The following is a 20,371-nucleotide window of genomic DNA, read 5'->3' as shown; positions in this document are numbered from 1 at the left end:
AGCGCAGCGTCAGAGCGGATCGCCCGTGGAGACTTCGCGCAGCGCCCTGTCGAAGGTCGAGGAGACGAGAGCCGACAGGTATCCGCCTGGGTTCTCCACACCGATCCCGCGCAGGATCCCGGTCGCCTGCCCGACGATCGAGCGTGCGAACTCCGAGGCCGTCGAGATGGCCTCGGCATAGGCCGGCCGATCCGCTTCCTCGATGACCACCGGCTCGCAGCCGAGCTCGACCGCGAGCGCCTGGGCGATCGGCAGCACCATCGCCGGCGCCGTCACCGCGGCGTACGAGGCGTGCAGCTGGCGCAGATCGAGCGTGGTGCCCGTGAACGAGATCGCCGGATGCACGGCGAGCGGGATCGCACCGCTGCGCACCGCCGGCTCCAGCACATCCGTGCCGTAGGCGGGGTCGGTGTGCAGCACGAGCTGCCCCGGCTGCCAGGCGCCGACCTCGGCGAGGCCCGCCACCAGTCCGGGCAGCTGGTCGTGCGGCACCGCGATCACGACGAGCTGCGACGCACGCACGAGGTCGGGTGCGCCCATCACGGCAACACCCGGGAGCACCGCGGTCGCCCGGTCCGGGTCGGACCCCGCGGTGATGCCGACGAGGGCGTGGCCGGCACCGCCCAGAGCGGCACCGATCACCGGCCCCACATGGCCCGCACCGATGATGCCGACGTTGAGGCGCCCCGCGCGGGTCATGCGGCACCGTCCGCGGATCCGCCCAGGCTTGAAGATCCGCCCGACCCAGCGGATCCGCCCAGCCCAGCGGGGAGGCCGTGCCCGGCCGGGAGACTGTCTCCGGCCGGCAGGCTGTCGCCGGCGGGGCCATATCCGGCGGGAAGACCGTGGCTTGCGGGCGCCGGGTCGTGCCCTTCGGCCCAGCGGTGCGCCCGGTCCGCGGCGGCCGCGCGCGCGGCCTCCACCGACAGCGTGTTCAGCATGCCGAGCAGCGCCTGGCTGTCCAGCCCCGAGACATCGCCCCGCACAGGGCCGACGGCGGAGTGCGCCTGAGCCTTGGCGACGCCCTGCGCCCGGTCGATCGGGCCCTGGTGCAGCGAGAAGCCCTGCAGCCGTGCGAGCGGGAACACGGCCAGTTGCCGCCAGATCCGGCCGCGGCGCAGCAGCAGCGCGAAGTCGGTGAGGGCGGCGCCGTGCCGGCGCCAGGACAGTGGTCGCCGCCACCAGGCGCGCGGCGGGATCGTCGTGTACGGGTCGTCGGCGACGGGGCCGAGCACGCCCTGCTCCCAGATCAGCGGCAGCACGTCGGCGGGGACGTCGGGCAGGATCAGCCCGAGCACGCGCTCCACATCCGCGCGGGCACCCACCGGCAGCACGATGTTGAACTGCTGCGCCTGGCTGGACTGCTGCTGGGACGCAGCCTTGCCGCTCATCCGGTTGATCCGCACCGACCACCAGCCGAACGGCCGCCACAGCAGCGGCTGCATCACCTCGACGGCGAAGATGCGCCCGGGCGGGATCGTCTCCGTCACGGTCGTGAACAGGCCGAACGTGATGCGCACACCGTCGGGGGTCGGCGCGATCGAGTAGCGCAGCGCTCGCGCGATCCTGCTCCAGGTGACCGCGATGGCACCGAGCAGCAGCGGGATGCCCATCGCCAGAGCGATGCCGATCGCGACCGCGCCGCCGGCCGGCCCCGCATCGGCGAGTACCGCGGGCAGGGTGCCGATCATGCCGCCCACGAAGATCACCGCGAACAGTGCGAGCCACGTGAGTCCGGACAGCACGTGCGAACCCACGAGACGCCCGGTGGGGATCCGCAGCACGTGCTCCGGTGCGACGTCATCGAGGTCGACGCCGGCGATCAGCCCGGTGACGCCGGCGTCCATCGACGCCGCGAGCTGCGCGCGCATCGTGCGCGCAGCTGCCGGGTCCCCTCCGCGCGTCGCGTCGCGGGCATGCCGTGCCCCGGAGGCGAGGCGCAGGATGTCGGCGCGCACGGACTCGGCCTTCGCCGTGGAGAGGTATTCCAGCGGCACGTTCGCGTCATTGCCCGCACCGTCGACCTCGAGCTTGGCCAGCCCGATCAGGCGCGCGGGGAACGGGCGGGTGAGGTTCACGCCCTGCACCCGGTCGAGCGGCGCACGGCGGTGCGAGCGGAAGATCACGCCCTTGCGCACCTCGACGTGCGCCTCGGTGATGCGGAAGTCGTGGAAGCGCCACATCAGCCAGAACATCGCCACGAGCAGCACCGCCAGGGCGAGCACGCCCAGCAGCACCACCAGCACCAGGTTGTTGTTCAGCACCCAATCGACGGGGTCGCCCCCGAACTCGGGCACCCGCGCCGGCGTGAACATCGAGATGAACCAGTACACGATTTTCTCGCGCAGGTTCGCGATCAGGTATCCGATCACGATCACCAGTACCAGGCCGCCCTTCATGAGCGGCGTGAGCGGGTGCATCCGGTGCCAGTCGCCATCGGCCAGCGAGGGCGTGCCGGGCGCCTGTGCGGGCGCCTGCGCGGGCGGGCTCCCCCAGGAAGCGACCTGCCCCGGCGCGGGGGGCGAGCCGTAGGGCGGCTGCTCGGGCGCGCTCACAGGCCCGTCCGGCGCATCTCGGCGACGTCGATGAGCGTGTCGCGCAGCGACTCCGCGGCGTCCTCGGTCATGCCGGGGATCTCGACACCGGTGGTCGCGGCGGCCGTGACGAGCTTGAGCTTGGCGATCCCGAACGCCCGGTCGACCGGCCCGCGGGTGATGTCGACGAGCTGCATGCGTCCGTACGGCACCGCGATCATGCGCTGCCACAGGATCCCGCGCCGGAAGACGATGTCGTCGGCGCGCAGCATGTAGCCGATCGCCCTCGCCTGCCGCGGCAGGATCACGAGCTCGAACAGGACCACGACAGCGATCACGCCCGCCACCGTCCAGGCCCACGGCCAGGGCTGGGCGAGCAGGGTCGTGGCGGCGTACGCGCCGACCGCGATCACCGCGAGCAGGAGGATGCGCAGCAGCACCTCGGCGATCACGTACTTCGGCGAGATCTGGTGCCATACGCCGTCCAGCGCGAGCGCGCCGCGGGCCGTCGGCGTGCGCAGGGCCGGATAGGTGCCGTCGTCGAGCACCGGGGCAGCGGCGGGTGCCGCGTGCACGGGCACCGGGATCCCGGCCGGTGCGGGAGCGGATCCGGGCTGAGCCGGGGGCGCGTAGGCGGGCTGTGCCATGGGCGCGGAGTTGAGCTGTCCCGGCAGCGGGTAGGCGGGGTACGCCAGTGCCTCTGCGGGTGCCTGCGGGGGAACCGGATCCGCGACGGGCCCGGACTGAGCGGCGGCGGCCTGGGCGCGCGCCTGTGCACGCGTCGGCGGCGCGGCGGCGTCAGAGCCCGGGTTCTGCGGCGGTTCGGGGATGGTCGTCATCGTCGTCCTCCAGGCGCGGCCCGTCGTGGCCGTCGGGGTCGTGGGGCCCGTTTCCGGGCAGCAGGCAGAAGCTCTCCGCGATCACCGCCGCGATCGTGAGCACGAGCGCGGCGACGGCTGTCGCGATGATCGAGCCTATCGGCGGGGTGATCGGACGCGAGAGCAGATAGGCCCCCAGGCCGACGGCGAAGCCGGTGATCCCTGCGCCGACCAGGCTCGAGGCCCTCGCGAGCATCGCGATCCGCACAGCGTGGAACGGGTTGACGCGTGGCAGCGACGCCGACCGTGTGCTGCGCCGGATCGGCCACGCCAGCGCGAGCACGGCGATGGCCAGCAGCACGAGGAAGATCGGCAGCAGGATGGCCGGGGCGAAGGTGGCTCTGCCGGCGGTGGTCAGCGCGTGGTCGAGCAGGAACCCGGCCGCCGCACCGGCGAGCGCGAGCACCAACAGCACCACCGGGGAGATCCGCTTCATGAGTCGTCCTCGAGCGCAGCCAGCAGGTCGGAGACCCGCCCGCGTCCCGGCAGCACCGCATCAGGATCCACGTCGAGCCACGGCGCCAGCACGAACGCGCGCTCGAACGCGCGCGGGTGCGGCAGCAGCAGGTGCTCGTCATCGCTGCGGACGTCGCCGTACGCGATCAGGTCGAGGTCGAGGGTGCGGTCGCCCCAGCGCTCGGCGCGGACGCGGCCGTGCTCCTCCTCGATCGCGTGCAGCATGCCGAGCAGCACCTGCGGGGCGAGCCGGGTGGTGACGATCGCGACCGCGTTCGCGAACTCCGGAGCATCCGGATCCGGGCCCTCCAGCCGCACCGCGACCGTGCGGAAGACCTTCGAGACGCGTACGTCGTCCACGAGGGGCAGCCGGTGGATCGCGCGCACCGCCTCATCGATGGTCGAGGTGGTGTCGCCGAGGTTGGAGCCGAGAGCGACGACGGCTTCGACCGGCTCCTCCTCGGGGCGCGGATCGATGACAGGGAGCCTGCGGCCGCGCGGGACGGGCGGGATCGGGTGCGTCGGCGTCATCCTTCGCTCCATTCGCGCTGCGCGTGGCTCACGCGCTGCACCGTCACCGACACGTCGGCGAAGGTCAGCGGGATCGGCGCGTGCGGCTTGTGCACGGTGACCTCGACGCCGTGGATCCGCTCGTCCTCCATCACCACGTCCGCGATGCGAGTGGCGAGCGTCTCCAGCAGGTTGACCGGCTCGCCTGCGACGACGGCAGCGACCCGCTCGGCGAGCTCGCCGTAATGCACGGTGTCAGCGACGTCGTCGCTGATCGCGGCCTGACGCACCGACAGGTGCAGACTCAGGTCGACGATGAAGTCCTGGCCGTTCTCGCGCTCATGGTCGAACACGCCGTGCCGCCCGAACACGGTCAACCCGGTCAGCGTGATCGTGTCGAGGAAGTCCATGCCCCCAGCCTACGGCGGCGGGACGACAAGGCTCGCGGATGTCCGCGGCAGGCGAAGCGCGGGCGCTCAGCCGTCCCAGGCGCCGAGCACGGCGAGCGCGTCGCGTGTCCCGGCGACGTCGTGCACCCGCACGGCCCAGGCCCCGGCGCGCGCCGCGAGCACACTCGTCACGGCCGTCGCGAGATCCTTGCGCGCCTCTTCGGCGTCAGCGCCCAGCGCGTCGGCGAGGAAACGCTTGCGCGAGGTGCCCACGAGCACGCGCGGCCCGAGCGCGACGACGTCGGCAAGCTCGCGCAGCAGCTCCCAGTTCTGGCCGGCGGTCTTCGCGAAGCCCACCCCGGGGTCCACGATGATCCGCGAGGGCGCGATGCCCGCAGATGCCGCCGCCTCGACGCGCTCGCGCAACTCGGTCGCCACCTCGCGTCCCACCCGGGAGTACTCGGCGCGTGCGTACATGTCCGACGAGGGACCGCGCCAGTGCCCCAGCGCGATGTCGGCGCCCGTTTCGGCGACGGCCGCGAGCATCTCCGGATCCGCGAGTCCACCCGAAACGTCGTTGACGATGCGTGCTCCCGCGCGCACCGCCGCGACCGCGGTGGCGGCGTTCAGGGTGTCCACGCTCACCGGGATCCCCTCCGCGGCGAGGCGCTCGATGACCGGCAGCACGCGGCGCTGCTCCTCGGCGACGGACACCCGCACCGCACCGGGCCGGGTGGACTCCCCGCCGATGTCGAGCACGTCGGCCCCCTGCGCGCGCAGCAGCACGCCGTCGCTGAACGAGTCGGGGGTGGTGTTGACGATCCCCCAGATCGCGGTCATGCGCCGCCGAGCCCTGAGGCCGTCGAAGAGCCGATCAGCGCGATCAATTCGGCGCGCGCGACCGGATCCGTGTATACACCGCGGGCCGCGATCGTGAGAGTCGACGCCTCGGTCTGACGTCCACCGCGCATGGTGACGCAGCCGTGCACCGCGTCCATCACCACGAGCACACCCTGCGCATCGAGGTGGGAGGCGATCGCATCCGCGACCTGCTCGCCGAGTCGCTCCTGCACCTGCGGACGCGACGCGAGGATCTCGACCACCTTCACGAGGGCGCCGAGCCCCACCACGTGCTCGCCCGGCAGGTACGCGATGTGCGCGTGCCCGGCGAACGGGAGCAGATGATGCTCGCACACCGAACGGAACCGGATCCCGCGCAGCAGCACGGCGCCCGACGGCAGCGTGTCGGGGGCGGGGCCGTGCGAGACGCTGATCGTGTGTGCGAGGGGAGCCCCCGGATCCTCACCGAGTCCGGCGAAGAACTCGACGTAGAGGTCAGCCATCCGCGCCGGGGTCTGCTTCAGCCCAGGGCGCTCCGGATCCTCACCGATCGCGAGCAGCAGCTCACGGGTCAGGCTCGCGACGCGATCCCGATCGACGGCCATCGCTCAGGCCGTCGCGGGGCGCGGCTTCCCGCCGCCCGCGGTGCCCGGCCGGCGCTCCGTCGACGGCTGCGCCGCCTCGGTCGCCGCCGCACCGACCTCGACACCGCGCTGCGGCATCTCGATCGGGGGCAGCAGCGACACCGGACGGTCCTCGCTGGACAGCCACTGCGGACGCTCGGGGAGCTTGCGGATCTCGGTGAAGATCTCCGCGATCTGGTTGTGATCCAGGGTCTCCTTCTCGAGCAGCTCGCGGGCGAGCTTGTCGAGGATGTCGCGGTTGGCGCTGATCACCTCGTACGCCTCGTTGTGCGCCTGCTCGATGAGCGCGCGCACCTGCGTGTCCACCCGCTCGGCGATCGTCTCGGAGTATTCGCGCCCTCGGCCCATGTCGCGGCCGGCGAACGGCTCGCCGCCCTCGGTGCCGAGCTTGACCGGACCGAGGTCGGTGGTCATGCCGTACTCCAGCACCATCTTGCGGGCGATGGACGTGGCCTTCTCGATGTCGTTCGACGCGCCCGTGGTCGGGTCGTGGAACACGATCTCCTCGGCGACGCGGCCGCCCATCGCGTAAGTGAGCTGGTCCTGCAGCTCGTTGCGGGTCACCGAGTACTTGTCGTCCAACGGCAGCACCATCGTGTAGCCGAGGGCCTTTCCGCGCGGCAGGATCGTGATCTTGGTGACCGGGTCGGTGTAGTTCATCGCCGCCGCCGCGAGCGCGTGGCCGCCCTCGTGGTAAGCCGTGATGAGCTTCTCCTTGTCCTTCATCACGCGGGTGCGGCGCTGCGGGCCGGCGATGACGCGGTCGATGGCCTCGTCGAGAGCGCGGTTGTCGATCAGCTGCGCGTTCGAGCGCGCCGTCAGCAGCGCGGCCTCGTTCAGCACGTTCGCCAGGTCGGCGCCGGTGAAGCCAGGCGTCTTGCGGGCGACGACCTCGAGGTCGACGCCATTCGCGAGCGGCTTGCCCTTCGCGTGCACCTCGAGGATGTGCTGGCGGCCCTTGAGGTCGGGGGCGTCCACGCCGATCTGCCGGTCGAAGCGGCCGGGGCGAAGCAGCGCGGGGTCGAGGATGTCGGGGCGGTTCGTCGCCGCGATCACGATGACGTTCGCGTTCGGGTCGAAGCCGTCCATCTCGACGAGCATCTGGTTCAGCGTCTGCTCGCGCTCGTCGTTGCCGCCACCGAGGCCCGCACCGCGGTGCCGGCCGACGGCGTCGATCTCGTCGATGAAGATGATCGCGGGGGCGTTCTCCTTGGCCTGCGTGAACAGGTCACGCACGCGGGAGGCGCCGACGCCGACGAACATCTCGACGAAGTCGGATCCGGAGATCGAGTAGAACGGGGCGCCGGCCTCACCGGCGACGGCGCGGGCGAGCAGGGTCTTGCCTGTTCCGGGAGGGCCGTACAGCAGCACGCCCTTCGGGATCCGCGCGCCGATGGCCTGGAACTTGCCCGGATCCTGCAGGAACTCCTTGATCTCGTGAAGCTCCTCGATGGCCTCGTCCGCACCCGCCACGTCAGCGAACGTGACGGTCGGGTTCTCCTTGCTCACGAGCTTCGCGCGGGACTTGCCGAACTGCATGATCTTGCTGTTGCCGCCCTGGGCGCTGGACAGCAGCCACCAGAAGAGCAGGCCGAGCAGCACCATGGGGATCAGAATCGACAGGAAGCCGTCGAACCAGCTCGCCTTCGGCACCGCGTCGTTGTAGCCGTCCTTGGGCGCGGCGTCGTCGATCGCCTTCACCACGTCGGCCGCGCGGGCCTGCACGTAGTAGAACTGCACCGCCTTGGAGCCCTTGTACTCCTCGGACAGCGTCATGTCCACGCGCTGGTCGCCGTCGGTGTTGACGACCTTCGTGACGCTCCCCTTCTTCAGCAGGTCGAGACCCTCCTGGGTCGAGACCTGCGAGGAGGATCCGAGGTTGCTGATCAGCAGAAAACCGCCGACCAGGAACAGGCCGATCAGCACCACATAGGTCAGCCAACTGCGCGTGATCTTCTTGACATCCATGATCAGATCAGCGTAGCGCGAGAGACTTGAGGCCCTCCTGGGGATTCGCCCACGGCGTACCTGCCGCTCGGTCCCTGACCCTGTCGAAGGGATATCCCGCGAGAGGGCGCTTCGACGGGCTCAGCGACCGGCAGGACCTTACGCGTACACGTGCGGCGCCAGCACCGCGACGTCGCGCAGGTTGCGGTAGCGCTCGGCGTAGTCGAGGCCGTAGCCGACCACGAACTCCGGCGGGATGTCGAAGCCGACGTACTTGCAGTCGATCACGACCTTGGCCGCCTCGGGCTTGCGCAGCAGCGCGAGCACCTCGATCGACGCGGCGCCGCGGGAGGCGAAGTTCTCCAGCAGCCAGCTCAGGGTCAGGCCGGAGTCGATGACGTCCTCGACGATGAGCACGTGCTTGCCGTGCAGGTCGGTGTCGAGGTCCTTGCGGATCTGCACGACACCGCTCGAGCGCGTGCTCGCACCGTAGCTCGACACCGCCATCCAGTCCATCGGCGCCGAGAACGGCAGCGCCCGGGCGAAGTCGGCCATGACCATGACGGCGCCCTTGAGCACTCCGATCAGCAGCAGATCCTTGCCCGCGTAGTCTTCGGCGACTCGCGCCGCGAGCTCATCGAGCTTGGCGCGGATCTCCTCCTCTGTGACGAGGATGTCGGTCAGGTCGTCGGGGATGTCCGCAGCGCGCATGCATCGATTTTACGGGACCGGATCCGTTCTCCCGCAGGAGTGCCGCGCCCGCTACTGTGAGCGGAGAGGCGGGGTTGCGCTTGGGGGAACCGAGCCCCCGTCGCGGACGGAAGGAGTCCCATGGACATCGACGAGATCCTCAACCAGGTGCCGATCGGCGACATCGCGCAGAAGCTCGGCGTCAGCGAGGACGTCGCGCGGCAGGCGGTGCAAGAAGGCGGCGCCGCTCTGCTCGGAGGCCTTGCCAAGAACGCCGAGACCCCGGAAGGCTCCTCCGCGATCGAAGCGGCCCTCGCCAAGCACGACGGCTTCTCCGGCGCGGCATCGGTGGACGACATCGACGAGGCCGACGGTCAGAAGATCGTCTCGCACGTTTTCGGCGACAGCGCCGACCAGGTCGCGCAGACCCTGACGAACGATCAGAAGACGGCCGGCATCGACTTCGGCAAGCTGCTCCCGATCCTCGCCCCGATCGTGATGGGGCTCATCGCGAACAGCCAGAAGGGCTCCTCGGCGGGCGGCAGCGGCGGTGGTCTCGGCGACATCCTGGGCGGCCTGCTCGGCGGCGGCCAGCAGCAGGGCTCCTCCGCCGGTGGCGGCGGGCTCGGCAGCATCCTCGGCGGCCTCGGCGGCCTGTTCGGCGGCGGTCAGGGTTCCTCGGCCGGCGGCGCGGGCGGCATCGACATCGGCGGCCTGATCGGCGGCCTTCTCGGCGGCAAGAAGTAACGCGACGGCAAGACTGTTCCTCGGAACGCGGCGTCCTCCGGGCGTCGCGTTCCGTCGTCCCCGGCGCTAGCGGGCGGCGAACACGATGCGGCCGCCGACACGGGCGGCCGTGCAACCGGGCAGGTCGAGCGGCCCCTGGCCCGACCAGTCGGTCACCAGGCGCGCGACCTCGACGGTCTGTGTGCGGGTCAGGCCGACCCCGAACTCGCTCTGCACGACGAGGCGGATCACGCGGTTGCGCAGCGCCGCCGGGTTCGCGGCGAGCGCCGCAGCGCTGACGGAGATCCCCGCTTCAGCGTGCTCGACGATGTCCTCGATGGTCTCGTGGATCATCTCGTCGAACGCCTCCGCGTCCTCGCGCAGCTGTTCGGCCGTGCGGGCGAGCGCCTCGGCGATGCCCGGCCCCAGCTCGGCTTCGAGCACCGGCAGCACGCGTTCGCGGGCCCGCACGCGCAGATAGCGGGGGTCGGCGTTGTGCGGATCATCCCAGGGCTCGAGCCCCTCCGCTGCGCAGGCGGTCCGCGTCGTCTCACGGCGCACGGCGAGGAGCGGACGGATCCACGTGGTGCCGTCCTCATCGATCCGTACGGGAGCCATGCCCTGCAGACTGCCGGCGCCGGATCCCCTCGCCAGGCCCAGCAGCACCGTCTCCGCCTGGTCGTCGAGCGTATGCCCGAGCAGCACCGGTGCCTCCTCGCGCTGTGCGATCCGGCGCAGCGCGGCGTAACGAGCGGTCCGCGCGTCGGCCTCCGGCCCCTCCCCCGCCTCCGCCACGACGACGCGCTCCACCAGCGCCTCGATGCCGAGCGCCGAGGCCTTCGCCGCCGCCTCGGCCGCGACGCGGTCGGATCCGGCCTGCAGTCCGTGATCGACCGTGACGCTCCGCACGCTGATCCCCGCGGCGCGCGCCTCGAACGCGGTCGCCGCGGCAAGTGCCAGGGAGTCGGCGCCCCCGGAGAGCGCCACGATCACGGTGTTGGGCCGTTCGGGCAGCGCGGCCAGCGCGGCACGCACGGCACGGCGAATCTCGGCGACGGCGGGAGAGAGGGAGGGCACGCTCTCACGCTACCCGGACTGGTTCTCGGCCGCCCTCTGCACGGGCGACGGGCGCGCACCGGTGCGCGCGACGCCGGTGAGCGCGGGGCCCACGCGCGAGGATCCTTACGCGAAGTAGGCTTGTGCGCGGCATCCAACCGTCTTTTCTGAGGAGCACACGCATGGGCGCACACGACGCCGTCATCGAGATCCCGCGCGGCAGCCGCGTGAAGTACGAGGTCGACCACGAGACCGGACGAGTGCACCTCGACCGCGTGCTCTACACGACCTTCGGCTACCCGGCCGACTACGGCTACTTCGACAACACCCTCGGCGAGGACGGCGACCCGCTGGACGTGCTTGTGCTGCTCGACCAGGCCATCTTCCCCGGTGTGGTCGTGAACGTGCGCCCCGTCGCGGTGCTGAAGATGAGCGACGAGGCTGGTGGCGACGACAAGCTCGTTGCCGTGCTGAGCAAGGACCCGCGCTGGTCGCACATCCAGGACGTCGACGACCTGGCCGAGTACACGAAGAAGGAGATCTCGCACTTCTTCGAGCACTACAAGGACCTCGAGCCCAACAAGTGGGTCAAGGTCGACGCCTGGGGCGACGCCTCCGAGGCGCAGCGGATCCTCGACGAGGCCATCGAGCGCTTCGCCAACGAAGGCCACTGACCCGTTCGGTCCTGAGGTTCTCAAGGACCTGACGCCAGATACGCAGAAGACCCCCGGCGCCGCTCAGCGGCCCGGGGGTCTTCTGCGTGGGGATCCGAGGATCAGCCCATGTAGACGCCCTGGCCCTCCATGAAGCTGATCGGGTTGATCGTGTCGCCCCACTGGTAGACCTCGAAGTGCAGGTGGCAGCCGAAGGATCCGCCCGTGTTGCCCGCGAAGGCGATCACATCTCCGGCATTCACCCATTGACCTGACCAGACGTTGAAGCCGCCGTTGAGGATGTGACCGTAGCCGGTCGCGAGTCCGCTGCCGTCGCTGTTGTCGATCTTGATGTAGTTGCCGTAGCCGCCGTTCCAGCCGGCGTAGACCACGTTTCCGGAGTGCGCCGCGTAGATCGGGGATCCGCAGCTGCCGTCGGCGAGGTCGACACCGCGGTGGAAGCTGGAGGAGCACCCCGACGCATCGCAGTCCGGCACGCGCGGGCCGTAGCCGGACGACTGGTAGCCGCCGAACGGACGGACCCAGCCGCCGCTGCCGGCCGATGGGCTCCCGCCTCCGCCACCGCCGCCGCCGTTGTTCTTGGCGGCATCGATCGCAGCCTGCCGCTCGGCGGCGAGCTGAGCCTGACGTGCGGCTTCCGCGGCGGCACGAGCAGCTTCGCCCGCCTGGTAGCCGGCAACGGTTTTGGCTGTGGTGTCCTGCAGCGCGGCGAGCTGGGCCTGTAGTTGACCGAGGTTCGCCTGCTGATTGGCGAGCGCGGCAGCGGCAGCCTCCGCCGCAGCCTGCGCCTTCTGCATCTTGTCCTCGGCGATCTTGGCGAGCCGGTCGCGTTCGGTTTTCGCCGCAGTGGCCTGATCAGTCAGCGACTGCGCAGTGTTCTTCGCCTCGAGCGCCTTGTCGTAGATGGCCTGAGTGCCGACGAGCACGCGGTCCATCTGACCGAGGCGCTGCAGCAGCTGGTCTTTGTTCGCCGTGGACTTGGAGAAGAACAGTTGCAGAGCGGTGGTGTCACCGCCATCACGGGAGAGCTGCGCGGCGATCTGCCCCGCCTTGCTGGCGCTGTCGTCAGCGACCTTCTTCTGCGCGTCAGCCTGCGCCTGCAGATCCGCGAGCCGGCGCGCCTGCGCGTCGACCGCTTCCTGCGCGGCGAAGTACTCGTTGCCCGCGGCCTCAGCTGCGGCCTTCGTGTCGGCGACGTTCTGCGTGAGGGTGGCGATGAGCCCCTGGATCCGGCCGACCTCGTTCGCGGTCGCGTCCTCGTTGGCCTTCGCCGCCTGCACGTCGTCCCAGCTGGGGTAGTCGTCGGCGTAGGCGGCCGGAGCGCCCATGAGAAGGCCGAGGATCAGCGCACCGACAGTGGCGATGCTCAGCGCGACGCCGCCGCGGCGGCGTCCGAGGCGCGCCGCGCGGGCACGCCGAACGAGCGACGCCTGTCCGGGTCGGCGGGCGTCTTCGATGTTCGGATGGTTCACGCGGCTCCCTTTCGCCGGTTTCACTCATGTCACACTAACAACATCAGCCTCAATCGCAACCCTCGGATCCGGGTCGGGATCGGGAATTCTTCGGGTCGGCGACTGCTGGTCGAGCGTTCGGGGACGGGACGGGACCAACTCCCATTGTGCGCCGGACACGCCCGGGATCCAGAGCGACGCGCTCTCGATTGGTGTTTTCCCTCGAGAACCCCTTATGCTTGAGCGTCGGCAAGGGAACCCCCGAGGTTCGCCTCCGGCCCCATCGTTTAGCGGCCTAGGACGCCGCCCTTTCACGGCGGTAGCACGGGTTCGAATCCCGTTGGGGTCACTCTTTCCGATACAATTTCATAGTTCTGGCCCTGTAGCGCAGTTGGTTAGCGTGCCGCCCTGTCACGGCGGAGGTCGCGGGTTCAAGTCCCGTCAGGGTCGCTCCAAGCGACAGGCCTTTCCTCGGAAAGGCCTGTCGTATAGGGCGCAGGTCAGAAGCTTCCACCTTCCGGCTTGTGCGGCTCTGTAGCTCAGTTGGTAGAGCGTTCGACTGAAAATCGAAAGGTCACCGGATCGATGCCGGTCGGAGCCACAAGGGTGATCGTTACAATCACCCCAGAAACCCTCGCGTAGCTTCTACATCGCGGGGGTTTCGTCTTTTCCAGTGGGATACGGGTTCTGGGCTGCCACACGATTGCGCGGCTAGCTCTCGATAATCGCCGCGACCAATCGATCCAGTTCGAGCTGCAGTGCTTCCTGCGCAGCCCAGTTCCGTACCAGCACGTCTCGCACCTGGTCTGCATTCCGTGTCGAGAGCTTCGCGGCAAGGGACGTGAAGAAACGCTGATGGTCCTCGTGGCGCGAGGCATCGAGAGCCATCAGCACGTCAACGCGCTTCGCGTCGAGTTCGACCGCCACCGCCGCCACATTGGAACGGGCTGCGCGCGCCAACTCGACTTCGGGTGCGCCACCGGGGAGCTTGAATACCTGCCCATGCGCATCGTCTTGGGCATCGCCGTCGAGCACGCCCGCAACTGCAACCCTCTGTGCATGCGCAAGCGCGCGCACGCCGGAGACGACATTCGAACTGCCATCTGCGACCACGATCTCGGTGAAGGCGACTGCCGACGGAGCGAACCGGCGTAGTGCCGCGAGCGTCATGGCCTGCGCGGTCATGTCTTCGACCAGCACGATCCGGCGCACCGGTGCCTCGTCTCGTCGCAGCGAACGGAGCAGCGTCTCAACATCATCGACGCGTTCGAACGTCGACTGCTCATCGGCACGAAGAACGACACGCAACATCGACACCGGCGTCCGCCGGATCATCGTCTCGGAATGCGTTGCCACGATCGTCTGGCACCCCTGCTTCAGCGTCAGCCGCGCGATCTCATCCAAGAATGCTTGGTGGCCCGGCGACGACAGCGAGGTCTCCGGCTCGTCGATGATCACGAGCTCGTTCTCCGCGGCCCAAGAAAGCACCCACAGGATGTAGGAGACCCAGAACTCCGCCGAACTCATCGTCCAAGTGCTGATAGGGGCACCGTCGCGGCGACCCCGAAACTCGGGGAAATCACCTCCATCGGTGTCGACCAATGCGACAGACAGTTCCGTGTATGTATGGCCCAGGATCTGACACATCGCGGCTGAGATCGCGGCGGCTACAGGAGTACCGACTGCGGGCGTGCGCGGGTAGACCACTCCGCTGTCGAAAAGAGGAAACAACGAACGCACTTCGTGAGCGTCAAGCCACGTGGCTTGCAGCTCGGTCGCCGCAGTGGGCGCGTGACGCCCATAGTTGGTCTCGATCGGGAATACCACATGCTCGACTCCTCCGCCCACACCCTGCGCAAGGACCACGTCGTAGGCCGCCGTCAATGTGACCTCGCGACGCGGACCTATCGGAGGTACATCCCACAGCGACTGCCACTGTGGCAGCGCTTCTCGTAGCAGTACCAGTGCGTGCGACTTCCCCGCTCCGTGCAGCCCTGTGAGCACCGTCAGCTGACCGAGCTCCAGCCTCCCCGGCGCGAATACCTCTGACTCAACGATCTCCAGGGACCGAACGGGGCCCTGCCGATCCATCAGCTGATTCCAAACGCGCAGTCGCCGATCAACCATCCTTGCCCCCTGCCCCCTGCCCCCTCTGCCTCGTCACGTCCAGAGGCACGCTAGCTCACACCAGAATCAGCCGCTCGCAACTTCACGCGCGACACCGCGTTGCCCGATGATCGATTCCAGGTCATGTTCACCTCACCCTCCACTGATGCCATCCTGAACCGTTCGAGAGCAACTGCGACAACGGATGCGGCGCCGAGAGCCGGACGCCCCAACGCCCCCGTCGCCTCTCTCGAGTCCAACTGACATTCGAAAGCTCACCGGATCGATACGGTCGAGCTCCAGTAACCCCCGCGTGGCTTCTACCTCGGGGGGGTCGTCTATCTGGCCCCGGCGACAGAGGGCTGTCCCCGTGCCCGTCCGCGCGCAAGACTGACAGCGTGCGCTACGTGGGTAGAAAGCCGGCTCCGCCGCTGGATCGCTACGTCGATGATGTCTACTGCCTCTTCGGCGACCCGGGTCATCGGCGCCGGCTGCTGGTGCCGCCGATGCCGTCCGCCCACCTCATGATCAACCTCGGCGATCCGATCGTGCTCCATGATCCGTCGGGCGCACGCTCGCCTGAGTCGCTGGTGGACGCGTGGTTCCTCGGGATCTGGACCCGCCGGTACGTCATCGAGTACGGCCGCGACGTGAACGTCGTCGGCGTGCATCTCAAGCCCTGGGGCCTCGCACCGTTCGTGGACGCACCGATGGGCGAGCTGCGGGATCGCTGCGTGCCCGCCGACGCACTGTGGGGATCGCGCCTGGCCGAACTCCGCGATCGGCTCGCGGAAGCCGACTCGCCCTCGGCGCGGCTCGCCGTGCTCGAGACCGAGCTCGTGTCGCGCCTCGTCGACGCCGCTCCGGACGAGCGGGATCCGGCCCACCATGCAGCTCGACGGCTGGAGTCGTCCTGGGGATCCGGCACTGTCGCGGCCCTGACCCGCGAGACCGGGGTCAGCAGCAACCGCCTCGCGGCCCGGTTCACGTCCGTCGTCGGCGTCACCCCGAAGCGCCTCGCCCGCATCTACCGATTCGCCCGCGTGGTGCTGTCGGTCGACGCGGCGACCCCGCCGACCTGGGCCGATCTCGCGCAGACCGCCGGCTACTTCGACCAGCCGCACCTGATCAACGAGTTCCGCGACTTCACCGGCCGCACGCCGACCGACTATCTGGCGCTACGGCGCCGCTTCCCACAAGAGCCGGCGTTCCCGCCCGACATGGGCCCGGTGCCCGCCGAGTGTTTTTTCCAAGCCCTGCGGCTGACACCCGGCGAGGATCATCAGGTCAGCATCCGGCACCACGAAGGGAACCACCATGGGCACGGTGATCATGCACAGCGTGACGAGCCTCGACGGCTACATCGCCGACGACCGCGACGGCGTCGGGCCGCTCCACGACTGGTACTTCAACGGGAACACTCCCATCCTCCCGGAACCGGATGCCACGGAGGGAGATCACGACCACTCGGGATCCGGGAGCCGTTTCCGCGTGTCACCCGCGTCGGCCGAGTACGTCCGCGGATTCTGGCAGTCGATCGGATGCATCGTGATGGGGCGGCATCTGTTCGACCTCGTCGACGGCTGGGAGGGGCGCCCGCCGGCAGGCGATCACGTGGTCGTCGTCTCGCACCGTCCCAAGCCGGAAGGCTGGCACCCCGAGGCGTCGTATCACTTCGTCGGCGACATCACCGAGGCGATCGCCGTCGCCCAGGATCTGGCGGGCGACCGCATCATCGCCGTGAACGCGGGCCGCGTCGGGGGCCAGCTCTTCGCGGCCGGGCTCGTCGACGAGGTCGCGATGGACGTCGTCCCCGCCGTCTTCGGATCCGGGAAGCCCTACTTCGGCGACGTCGACGGCCCGCACTTGTTGGAAGGTCCGACGGTCCTCGTGCAGGGCGATGGAGTGCTGCACACCCTCTACACGGTGCCGGCAGCCCGTCCCTGAACACCGCGCTGGATCGCGCCGCCGGGGTCGCATCCACGGGTGGTCTTCCGACTCCTACTGGTCGTGGCGGGTGTATTTTCCCGGACGATCGTGCACCGAATGAGGCGGCGGAGCGCTGCGGTCTGCGTGGTCCGCGTCCGTGTAAGCGCCCTTGGTCTCGCGGTCCGGCCCGCCCTGGTCGGTCCGCGTGTACCGGCCGCGCAGGGAGCGGCGTGTCACAGGCTTTCCGTCGATGTCCGTGTACCGTCCCTCGTTCTGCTCGTTCGGGTCGTCATTGCCGTCTCCCCGCAGCGCTTCACTGTCCATGGTTCCTCCTCATCTGCTCCCTTCTTCGCCACGGTACGTCCGGGAGCAGTGCACCGTCATCCCCTTGACAACCGTTCGGGTCCGTTCGGGCACGGCACCGGCGGCCTGAACGCCGCACTGGATCCCGCCGAGGCCGCGGTCTCAGAATGGGACGATGAGCGACGTCCTCCACGAGACCCCCGACGGGCTGGCCGTCCGGCTGCTCGGCGAGGACACGTGGGACGCGTTCGCGGCCCTCGTCGAGGCCAACGGCGGCGTCTGGGGCGGATGCTGGTGCATGGGGTTCCACGTGAACGTCAACGACCCCGCGCGCACCGCGGAGCGGAACCGCGCCGAGAAGCGGGAACGGGTCGCGGCGGGCACCACCCACGCGGCGCTGGTGTTCGACCGCGACGCCTGCGTGGGGTGGTGCCAATTCGGCAGCCCGGCCGAGGTGCCGCGGATCAAGAGCAGCAGTGCATACGAGAAGGGCCTCACGGCACTCCCCGAGTGGCGGGTCACCTGCTTCTTCACAGGCAAGGGCCACCGCAAGCGAGGCGTCGCGTCGGCTGCCCTCGGCGGCGCGCTGACGGCCATCGCGGAGCTCGGCGGCGGCACCGTGGAGGGCTACCCCGAGGAGACCGACGATCGCCGCGTCTCCGGATCCTTCCTGCACACCGGGACCATGCCGACGTTCGAGAAGCAGGGCTTCCGCCGCGTGCGCGCCATCTCACCGCACCGATGAGTGGTTGCTCGGATCGTCGAGCCCACTTGATCCCGCGGGTGGCGCCCACCGCCGGGGTCAGTCCTGCGCTTCGAAATGCGCAAGCCAGCCGGCCAGCGTCGCCTCCAGGGCCTTGCGCTCTGAGGCCGGCACCATCGCCAGCAGCCTCTGCTCGTTCGCGACGTGATCGGCAAAGGCGGCGTCGATCAGCTCCCTGCCCTTCGCCGTCAGCGCCACGACCCGGCCGCGTCCGTCGCCCGATCCAGCACGCCGCGTGACGAGACCGGCGCCCTCCAACCGGTCCAGGCGCTTCGACATCCCGCCGCTCGTGATCATCGTCGAGGCAGCGAGGTCGGTGGGGCTCGCCTCGTACGGCCGGCCGGAACGGCGCAGCGCGGCCATCACGTCGAAGTCGCCCTCCGACATCCCGTATTCGCGATAGACGGCGACGAGTTCCTCGGTCAGCGCCAGAGCCAGCCGGTGCAGGCGCCCGATGGTGCCGATCGGGGTCACGTCGAGATCGGGACGCTCCCGCCGCCATGCCTGCTGGATCCGCGTCACCTGATCATCGATCTCCGTCACCCCTTCACTATATCTTCCAAGGAAGCTATAGTGTCTTCCATGGAAACTAATTGGCATTGGTTCGTCGTCGCGATGATCGCTCCGATCGCCTGGGGCAGCACCTACTTCGTCACGCGCGAATGGCTCCCCGACTCGCCGATCTGGGGTGCGGCCATCCGCGCGCTGCCCGCCGGGCTGCTGCTCCTGGCCTTGGTCCGACGGCTCCCCCGGGGCTCCTGGTGGTGGAAGTCCGCCGTGCTGGGCACCCTCAACGTCGGGGCCTTCTTCGTGCTCGTCTACGCCGCGGCGCAACTGCTGCCCACGAGCATCGCGTCGACGATCATGGCGACCTCCTCCGTCGCGATCGCCCTCGCGGCCTGGGCGATCCTGCGTGAACGACCGGGGATCCTGCGCCTGCTCGGCGCCTTCGTCGGCATCGGCGGTGTCGCGCTGATGCTGCTCGGCACCACGAACTCCGTCGATCCGCGCGGCGTGATCGCCTCGATCGCCGCGATGGCGATGTCGTCGATCGGGTTCATCCTCGCCAAACGCTGGAACGGCGAGGTCGGGATCCTCCCGTCCACCGCCTGGCAGCTCGTCTTCGGAGGCCTCGCCCTCATCCCGTTCGCGGCCGTCGTCGAGGGTCCGCCGCCCGTCGTCGACGGCGCGGGTCTGGCCGCCTACGGCTACCTGACCCTGGTCGCGACCGCCGTCGCGAACGTCGCGTGGTTCGCGGCGCTCAAGCACCTGCCCTCCGGCACCGTCGGTCTCGTCGGCCTGCTCAACCCGGTCACCGGCGTGCTGCTCGGCGTGCTCGTGGCCGGCGAAGTGCTCGAGGGGCGGCAGCTCGCCGGACTGGCACTGGTCCTGCTCGGCATCGCCGCGCCGCTCGTGCTGGACGCATTCGCGGCCCGACGACGGCGAGCGCAGGCTGTGTCAGCGCTCCCGTCCGCCACATCGTCCCTCGTCAGCTCGCTCTGGGATCTGTTGACGGGGACGACTCGAGGCGTGAAGGAGTTCGCGCCCCCACCCCGGGGGAGATAGACGCACCATCGAGACGCGAGCCGCACAGAGAATCCCCAGATCTGGGGTGAAATCGATATTCAAGAATGTAGAAGAAATGTTCGATTCTTGGTAGAATCGGAGCATGACCAGCACCCTCGATCCGCTTCTGGAAGCCACCCGGCTTCTGGCGGCGGCGTGGGGTGAGGCAGTGTCTGGGTCGGAATTGTCGCGGGCGCAGCTGGTGGCGGTGAACGACGCGCTGGGCCTGGTGAAGCGAACCGTGGACGGCGTGCATGCGGAGGTCGCGGCGGGGATCGCGTACGAGTCTCGGCGCGAGTTGGGTCCGGACAGCCTGGCGAAGCAGCAGGGATACCGGAGCCCGGCGCAGCTGATCGCCACGACCACGGGCGCATCGACCAGGGATGCGGTCCGGCTGGTGAAGGTCGGGGAGGCGACCGCGCCGCGGACGAATCTGATCGGGGAGGTGCTGCCGGCGAAGTTCCCCGCCGTGCGGGAGGCGCTGGGGGCGGGGCGGATCGGGGCGGTGGCCGCGGGCATGCTGGTCGGGTTCCTGGATCGGATGATCCCGAAAGTCGGCCGGGCGATCGCCGCGGAGGCGGAAGGCCTGCTGGCCGCCAAGGCGCCCGGGCTGTCATTGGACGAGGTCCGGCGGATGATCACCCGGATGGAGGCGCACCTGGACCCCGACGGCGTCGCACCCCGCGAAGACGAGCTGCGGGCGCGGGCATCGCTGAGCATGTTCGAGCGGGACGGGATGCTGCACCTGAACGCGGTCCTGGACCCGGAACGGGCAGCGTCCGTGAAGACCGCGATCGAAGGATACGTGTCCGCGCAGTTCGCCGCCCGCCGCGACCGCGACCCGGCCCTCGCGGACGCGGACCGGCGCACCGTCGGACAGATCCAGGCCGACGCGCTCGCGCACTTCGC

At 69.7% G+C, this 20,371-nt stretch carries 21 protein-coding genes, 3 tRNA genes and 1 pseudogene; 10 read left to right on the top strand and 15 right to left on the bottom strand.

Features of this window, described 5'->3' with window-relative positions; translation table 11 throughout:
• Positions 1-9: 9 nt before the first annotated feature.
• The 10 genes from AB4078_RS00125 to hpt all read right to left on the bottom strand — a co-directional run bounded on the left by AB4078_RS00125 (position 10) and on the right by hpt (position 8,909).
• Positions 10-699, bottom strand: coding sequence for a DUF2520 domain-containing protein (locus tag AB4078_RS00125; protein ID WP_441975470.1), 690 nt, complete (start codon positions 697-699; stop codon positions 10-12).
• The gene (locus AB4078_RS00120; RefSeq protein ID WP_441975469.1) at positions 696-2,555 is read right to left on the bottom strand and encodes a PH domain-containing protein; all 1,860 of its coding nucleotides are present in this window, start codon (positions 2,553-2,555) and stop codon (positions 696-698) included. Before AB4078_RS00120 ends, AB4078_RS00125 begins: the two co-directional genes overlap by 4 nt.
• A complete protein-coding gene (locus AB4078_RS00115; RefSeq protein WP_441975697.1) occupies positions 2,552-3,181 on the bottom strand; it encodes a PH domain-containing protein in 630 nt (209 codons plus the stop codon). Before AB4078_RS00115 ends, AB4078_RS00120 begins: the two co-directional genes overlap by 4 nt.
• Before the next feature lie 151 nt (positions 3,182-3,332).
• A complete protein-coding gene (locus tag AB4078_RS00110) occupies positions 3,333-3,848 on the bottom strand; it encodes a DUF3180 domain-containing protein (protein ID WP_440734998.1) in 516 nt (171 codons plus the stop codon).
• Positions 3,845-4,399 carry a 2-amino-4-hydroxy-6-hydroxymethyldihydropteridine diphosphokinase gene (gene folK, locus AB4078_RS00105; RefSeq protein WP_441975468.1) on the bottom strand — a complete coding sequence of 185 codons (555 nt, stop codon included), beginning with the start codon at positions 4,397-4,399 and terminating at the stop codon, positions 3,845-3,847. The genes AB4078_RS00110 and folK overlap by 4 nt, the downstream gene beginning before the upstream one ends.
• Positions 4,396-4,788 carry a dihydroneopterin aldolase gene (folB, locus tag AB4078_RS00100; protein WP_440734996.1) on the bottom strand — a complete coding sequence of 131 codons (393 nt, stop codon included), beginning with the start codon at positions 4,786-4,788 and terminating at the stop codon, positions 4,396-4,398. Before folB ends, folK begins: the two co-directional genes overlap by 4 nt.
• Positions 4,789-4,854: 66 nt before the next feature.
• Entirely contained in the window at positions 4,855-5,607 is a 753-nt protein-coding gene (folP, locus tag AB4078_RS00095) for a dihydropteroate synthase (protein WP_441975467.1), read from the bottom strand.
• Positions 5,604-6,212, bottom strand: a complete 609-nt coding sequence (folE, locus tag AB4078_RS00090) for a GTP cyclohydrolase I (RefSeq protein ID WP_440734994.1) — start codon at positions 6,210-6,212, stop codon at positions 5,604-5,606. The genes folP and folE overlap by 4 nt, the downstream gene beginning before the upstream one ends.
• Positions 6,213-6,215: 3 nt before the next feature.
• A complete protein-coding gene (gene ftsH / locus AB4078_RS00085; protein WP_441975466.1) occupies positions 6,216-8,219 on the bottom strand; it encodes an ATP-dependent zinc metalloprotease FtsH in 2,004 nt (667 codons plus the stop codon).
• 138 nt (positions 8,220-8,357) lie between these two features.
• A complete protein-coding gene (hpt, locus tag AB4078_RS00080) occupies positions 8,358-8,909 on the bottom strand; it encodes a hypoxanthine phosphoribosyltransferase (protein ID WP_440734992.1) in 552 nt (183 codons plus the stop codon).
• 120 nt (positions 8,910-9,029) lie between these two features.
• Between hpt and AB4078_RS00075 the strand changes: the two genes are divergently transcribed.
• On the top strand, positions 9,030-9,635 hold the full coding sequence (locus AB4078_RS00075; protein WP_441975465.1) for a DUF937 domain-containing protein: 606 nt from the start codon (positions 9,030-9,032) through the stop codon (positions 9,633-9,635).
• A gap of 66 nt (positions 9,636-9,701) precedes the next feature.
• Here the strand turns inward: AB4078_RS00075 and tilS are convergent, their stop codons facing one another.
• The gene (gene tilS / locus AB4078_RS00070) at positions 9,702-10,691 is read right to left on the bottom strand and encodes a tRNA lysidine(34) synthetase TilS (RefSeq protein ID WP_441975464.1); all 990 of its coding nucleotides are present in this window, start codon (positions 10,689-10,691) and stop codon (positions 9,702-9,704) included.
• 161 nt (positions 10,692-10,852) lie between these two features.
• Between tilS and ppa the strand changes: the two genes are divergently transcribed.
• Positions 10,853-11,344 carry an inorganic diphosphatase gene (ppa, locus tag AB4078_RS00065; protein ID WP_440734989.1) on the top strand — a complete coding sequence of 164 codons (492 nt, stop codon included), beginning with the start codon at positions 10,853-10,855 and terminating at the stop codon, positions 11,342-11,344.
• A 101-nt stretch (positions 11,345-11,445) separates the two neighbouring features.
• On the opposite strand, the gene AB4078_RS00060 is transcribed toward ppa, so the two are convergent.
• Positions 11,446-12,816, bottom strand: a complete 1,371-nt coding sequence (locus AB4078_RS00060; protein WP_441975463.1) for a M23 family metallopeptidase — start codon at positions 12,814-12,816, stop codon at positions 11,446-11,448.
• Positions 12,817-13,071: 255 nt separating this feature from the next.
• Between AB4078_RS00060 and AB4078_RS00055 the strand changes: the two genes are divergently transcribed.
• The 3 genes from AB4078_RS00055 (at position 13,072) to AB4078_RS00045 (ending at position 13,396) form a co-directional block, all read left to right on the top strand.
• Positions 13,072-13,144, top strand: a tRNA-Glu gene (locus AB4078_RS00055).
• 27 nt (positions 13,145-13,171) lie between these two features.
• Positions 13,172-13,245 (top strand) — tRNA-Asp (locus AB4078_RS00050).
• A 78-nt stretch (positions 13,246-13,323) separates the two neighbouring features.
• Positions 13,324-13,396, top strand: a tRNA-Phe gene (locus AB4078_RS00045).
• A gap of 110 nt (positions 13,397-13,506) precedes the next feature.
• On the opposite strand, the gene AB4078_RS00040 is transcribed toward AB4078_RS00045, so the two are convergent.
• Entirely contained in the window at positions 13,507-14,886 is a 1,380-nt protein-coding gene (locus tag AB4078_RS00040) for a hypothetical protein (protein WP_441975462.1), read from the bottom strand.
• A 413-nt stretch (positions 14,887-15,299) separates the two neighbouring features.
• Between AB4078_RS00040 and AB4078_RS00035 the strand changes: the two are divergent.
• Together AB4078_RS00035 and AB4078_RS00030 are read left to right on the top strand one after the other, a co-directional pair.
• A pseudogene (locus AB4078_RS00035) lies at positions 15,300-16,064 on the top strand (DUF6597 domain-containing transcriptional factor); the annotation flags it as partial.
• 154 nt (positions 16,065-16,218) lie between these two features.
• Positions 16,219-16,848, top strand: a complete 630-nt coding sequence (locus tag AB4078_RS00030) for a dihydrofolate reductase family protein (protein WP_441975461.1) — start codon at positions 16,219-16,221, stop codon at positions 16,846-16,848.
• 54 nt (positions 16,849-16,902) lie between these two features.
• On the opposite strand, the gene AB4078_RS00025 is transcribed toward AB4078_RS00030, so the two are convergent.
• A complete protein-coding gene (locus AB4078_RS00025) occupies positions 16,903-17,154 on the bottom strand; it encodes a hypothetical protein (protein ID WP_441975460.1) in 252 nt (83 codons plus the stop codon).
• 154 nt (positions 17,155-17,308) lie between these two features.
• Here AB4078_RS00025 and AB4078_RS00020 point away from each other — a divergent pair, with 154 nt between their 5' ends.
• Entirely contained in the window at positions 17,309-17,878 is a 570-nt protein-coding gene (locus AB4078_RS00020) for a GNAT family N-acetyltransferase (RefSeq protein ID WP_441975459.1), read from the top strand.
• A 57-nt stretch (positions 17,879-17,935) separates the two neighbouring features.
• On the opposite strand, the gene AB4078_RS00015 is transcribed toward AB4078_RS00020, so the two are convergent.
• The gene (locus AB4078_RS00015; RefSeq protein WP_441975458.1) at positions 17,936-18,418 is read right to left on the bottom strand and encodes a MarR family winged helix-turn-helix transcriptional regulator; all 483 of its coding nucleotides are present in this window, start codon (positions 18,416-18,418) and stop codon (positions 17,936-17,938) included.
• Positions 18,419-18,478: 60 nt separating this feature from the next.
• Here AB4078_RS00015 and AB4078_RS00010 point away from each other — a divergent pair, with 60 nt between their 5' ends.
• Together AB4078_RS00010 and AB4078_RS00005 are read left to right on the top strand one after the other, a co-directional pair.
• The gene (locus AB4078_RS00010) at positions 18,479-19,462 is read left to right on the top strand and encodes an EamA family transporter (protein ID WP_441975457.1); all 984 of its coding nucleotides are present in this window, start codon (positions 18,479-18,481) and stop codon (positions 19,460-19,462) included.
• 103 nt (positions 19,463-19,565) lie between these two features.
• The coding region (locus tag AB4078_RS00005) for a DUF222 domain-containing protein (protein ID WP_441975456.1) at positions 19,566-20,371 on the top strand (806 nt) is incomplete at its 3' end.

It is taken from the genome of Microbacterium sp. 2MCAF23 (assembly GCF_052115565.1).
Lineage (GTDB): Bacteria > Actinomycetota > Actinomycetes > Actinomycetales > Microbacteriaceae > Microbacterium.
This window is presented reverse-complemented; position numbering and strand designations above follow the sequence as displayed.

Bases quoted from the DNA above. Each gene is read 5' to 3' on its own strand.
- folP (WP_441975467.1), bottom strand. From the start codon at position 5,607: ATGACCGCGATCTGGGGGATCGTCAACACCACCCCCGACTCGTTCAGC.
- AB4078_RS00040 (WP_441975462.1), bottom strand. From the start codon at position 14,886: ATGGATCGGCAGGGCCCCGTTCGGTCCCTGGAGATCGTTGAGTCAGAG.
- AB4078_RS00110 (WP_440734998.1), bottom strand. From the start codon at position 3,848: ATGAAGCGGATCTCCCCGGTGGTGCTGTTGGTGCTCGCGCTCGCCGGT.
- AB4078_RS00125 (WP_441975470.1), bottom strand. From the start codon at position 699: ATGACCCGCGCGGGGCGCCTCAACGTCGGCATCATCGGTGCGGGCCAT.
- ppa (WP_440734989.1), top strand. From the start codon at position 10,853: ATGGGCGCACACGACGCCGTCATCGAGATCCCGCGCGGCAGCCGCGTG.
- AB4078_RS00115 (WP_441975697.1), bottom strand. From the start codon at position 3,181: ATGGCACAGCCCGCCTACGCGCCCCCGGCTCAGCCCGGATCCGCTCCC.
- ftsH (WP_441975466.1), bottom strand. From the start codon at position 8,219: ATGGATGTCAAGAAGATCACGCGCAGTTGGCTGACCTATGTGGTGCTG.
- AB4078_RS00030 (WP_441975461.1), top strand. From the start codon at position 16,219: ATGGGCACGGTGATCATGCACAGCGTGACGAGCCTCGACGGCTACATC.
- hpt (WP_440734992.1), bottom strand. From the start codon at position 8,909: ATGCGCGCTGCGGACATCCCCGACGACCTGACCGACATCCTCGTCACA.
- folK (WP_441975468.1), bottom strand. From the start codon at position 4,399: ATGACGCCGACGCACCCGATCCCGCCCGTCCCGCGCGGCCGCAGGCTC.
- folE (WP_440734994.1), bottom strand. From the start codon at position 6,212: ATGGCCGTCGATCGGGATCGCGTCGCGAGCCTGACCCGTGAGCTGCTG.
- folB (WP_440734996.1), bottom strand. From the start codon at position 4,788: ATGGACTTCCTCGACACGATCACGCTGACCGGGTTGACCGTGTTCGGG.
- AB4078_RS00075 (WP_441975465.1), top strand. From the start codon at position 9,030: ATGGACATCGACGAGATCCTCAACCAGGTGCCGATCGGCGACATCGCG.
- AB4078_RS00010 (WP_441975457.1), top strand. From the start codon at position 18,479: ATGGAAACTAATTGGCATTGGTTCGTCGTCGCGATGATCGCTCCGATC.
- AB4078_RS00025 (WP_441975460.1), bottom strand. From the start codon at position 17,154: ATGGACAGTGAAGCGCTGCGGGGAGACGGCAATGACGACCCGAACGAG.
- AB4078_RS00020 (WP_441975459.1), top strand. From the start codon at position 17,309: ATGAGCGACGTCCTCCACGAGACCCCCGACGGGCTGGCCGTCCGGCTG.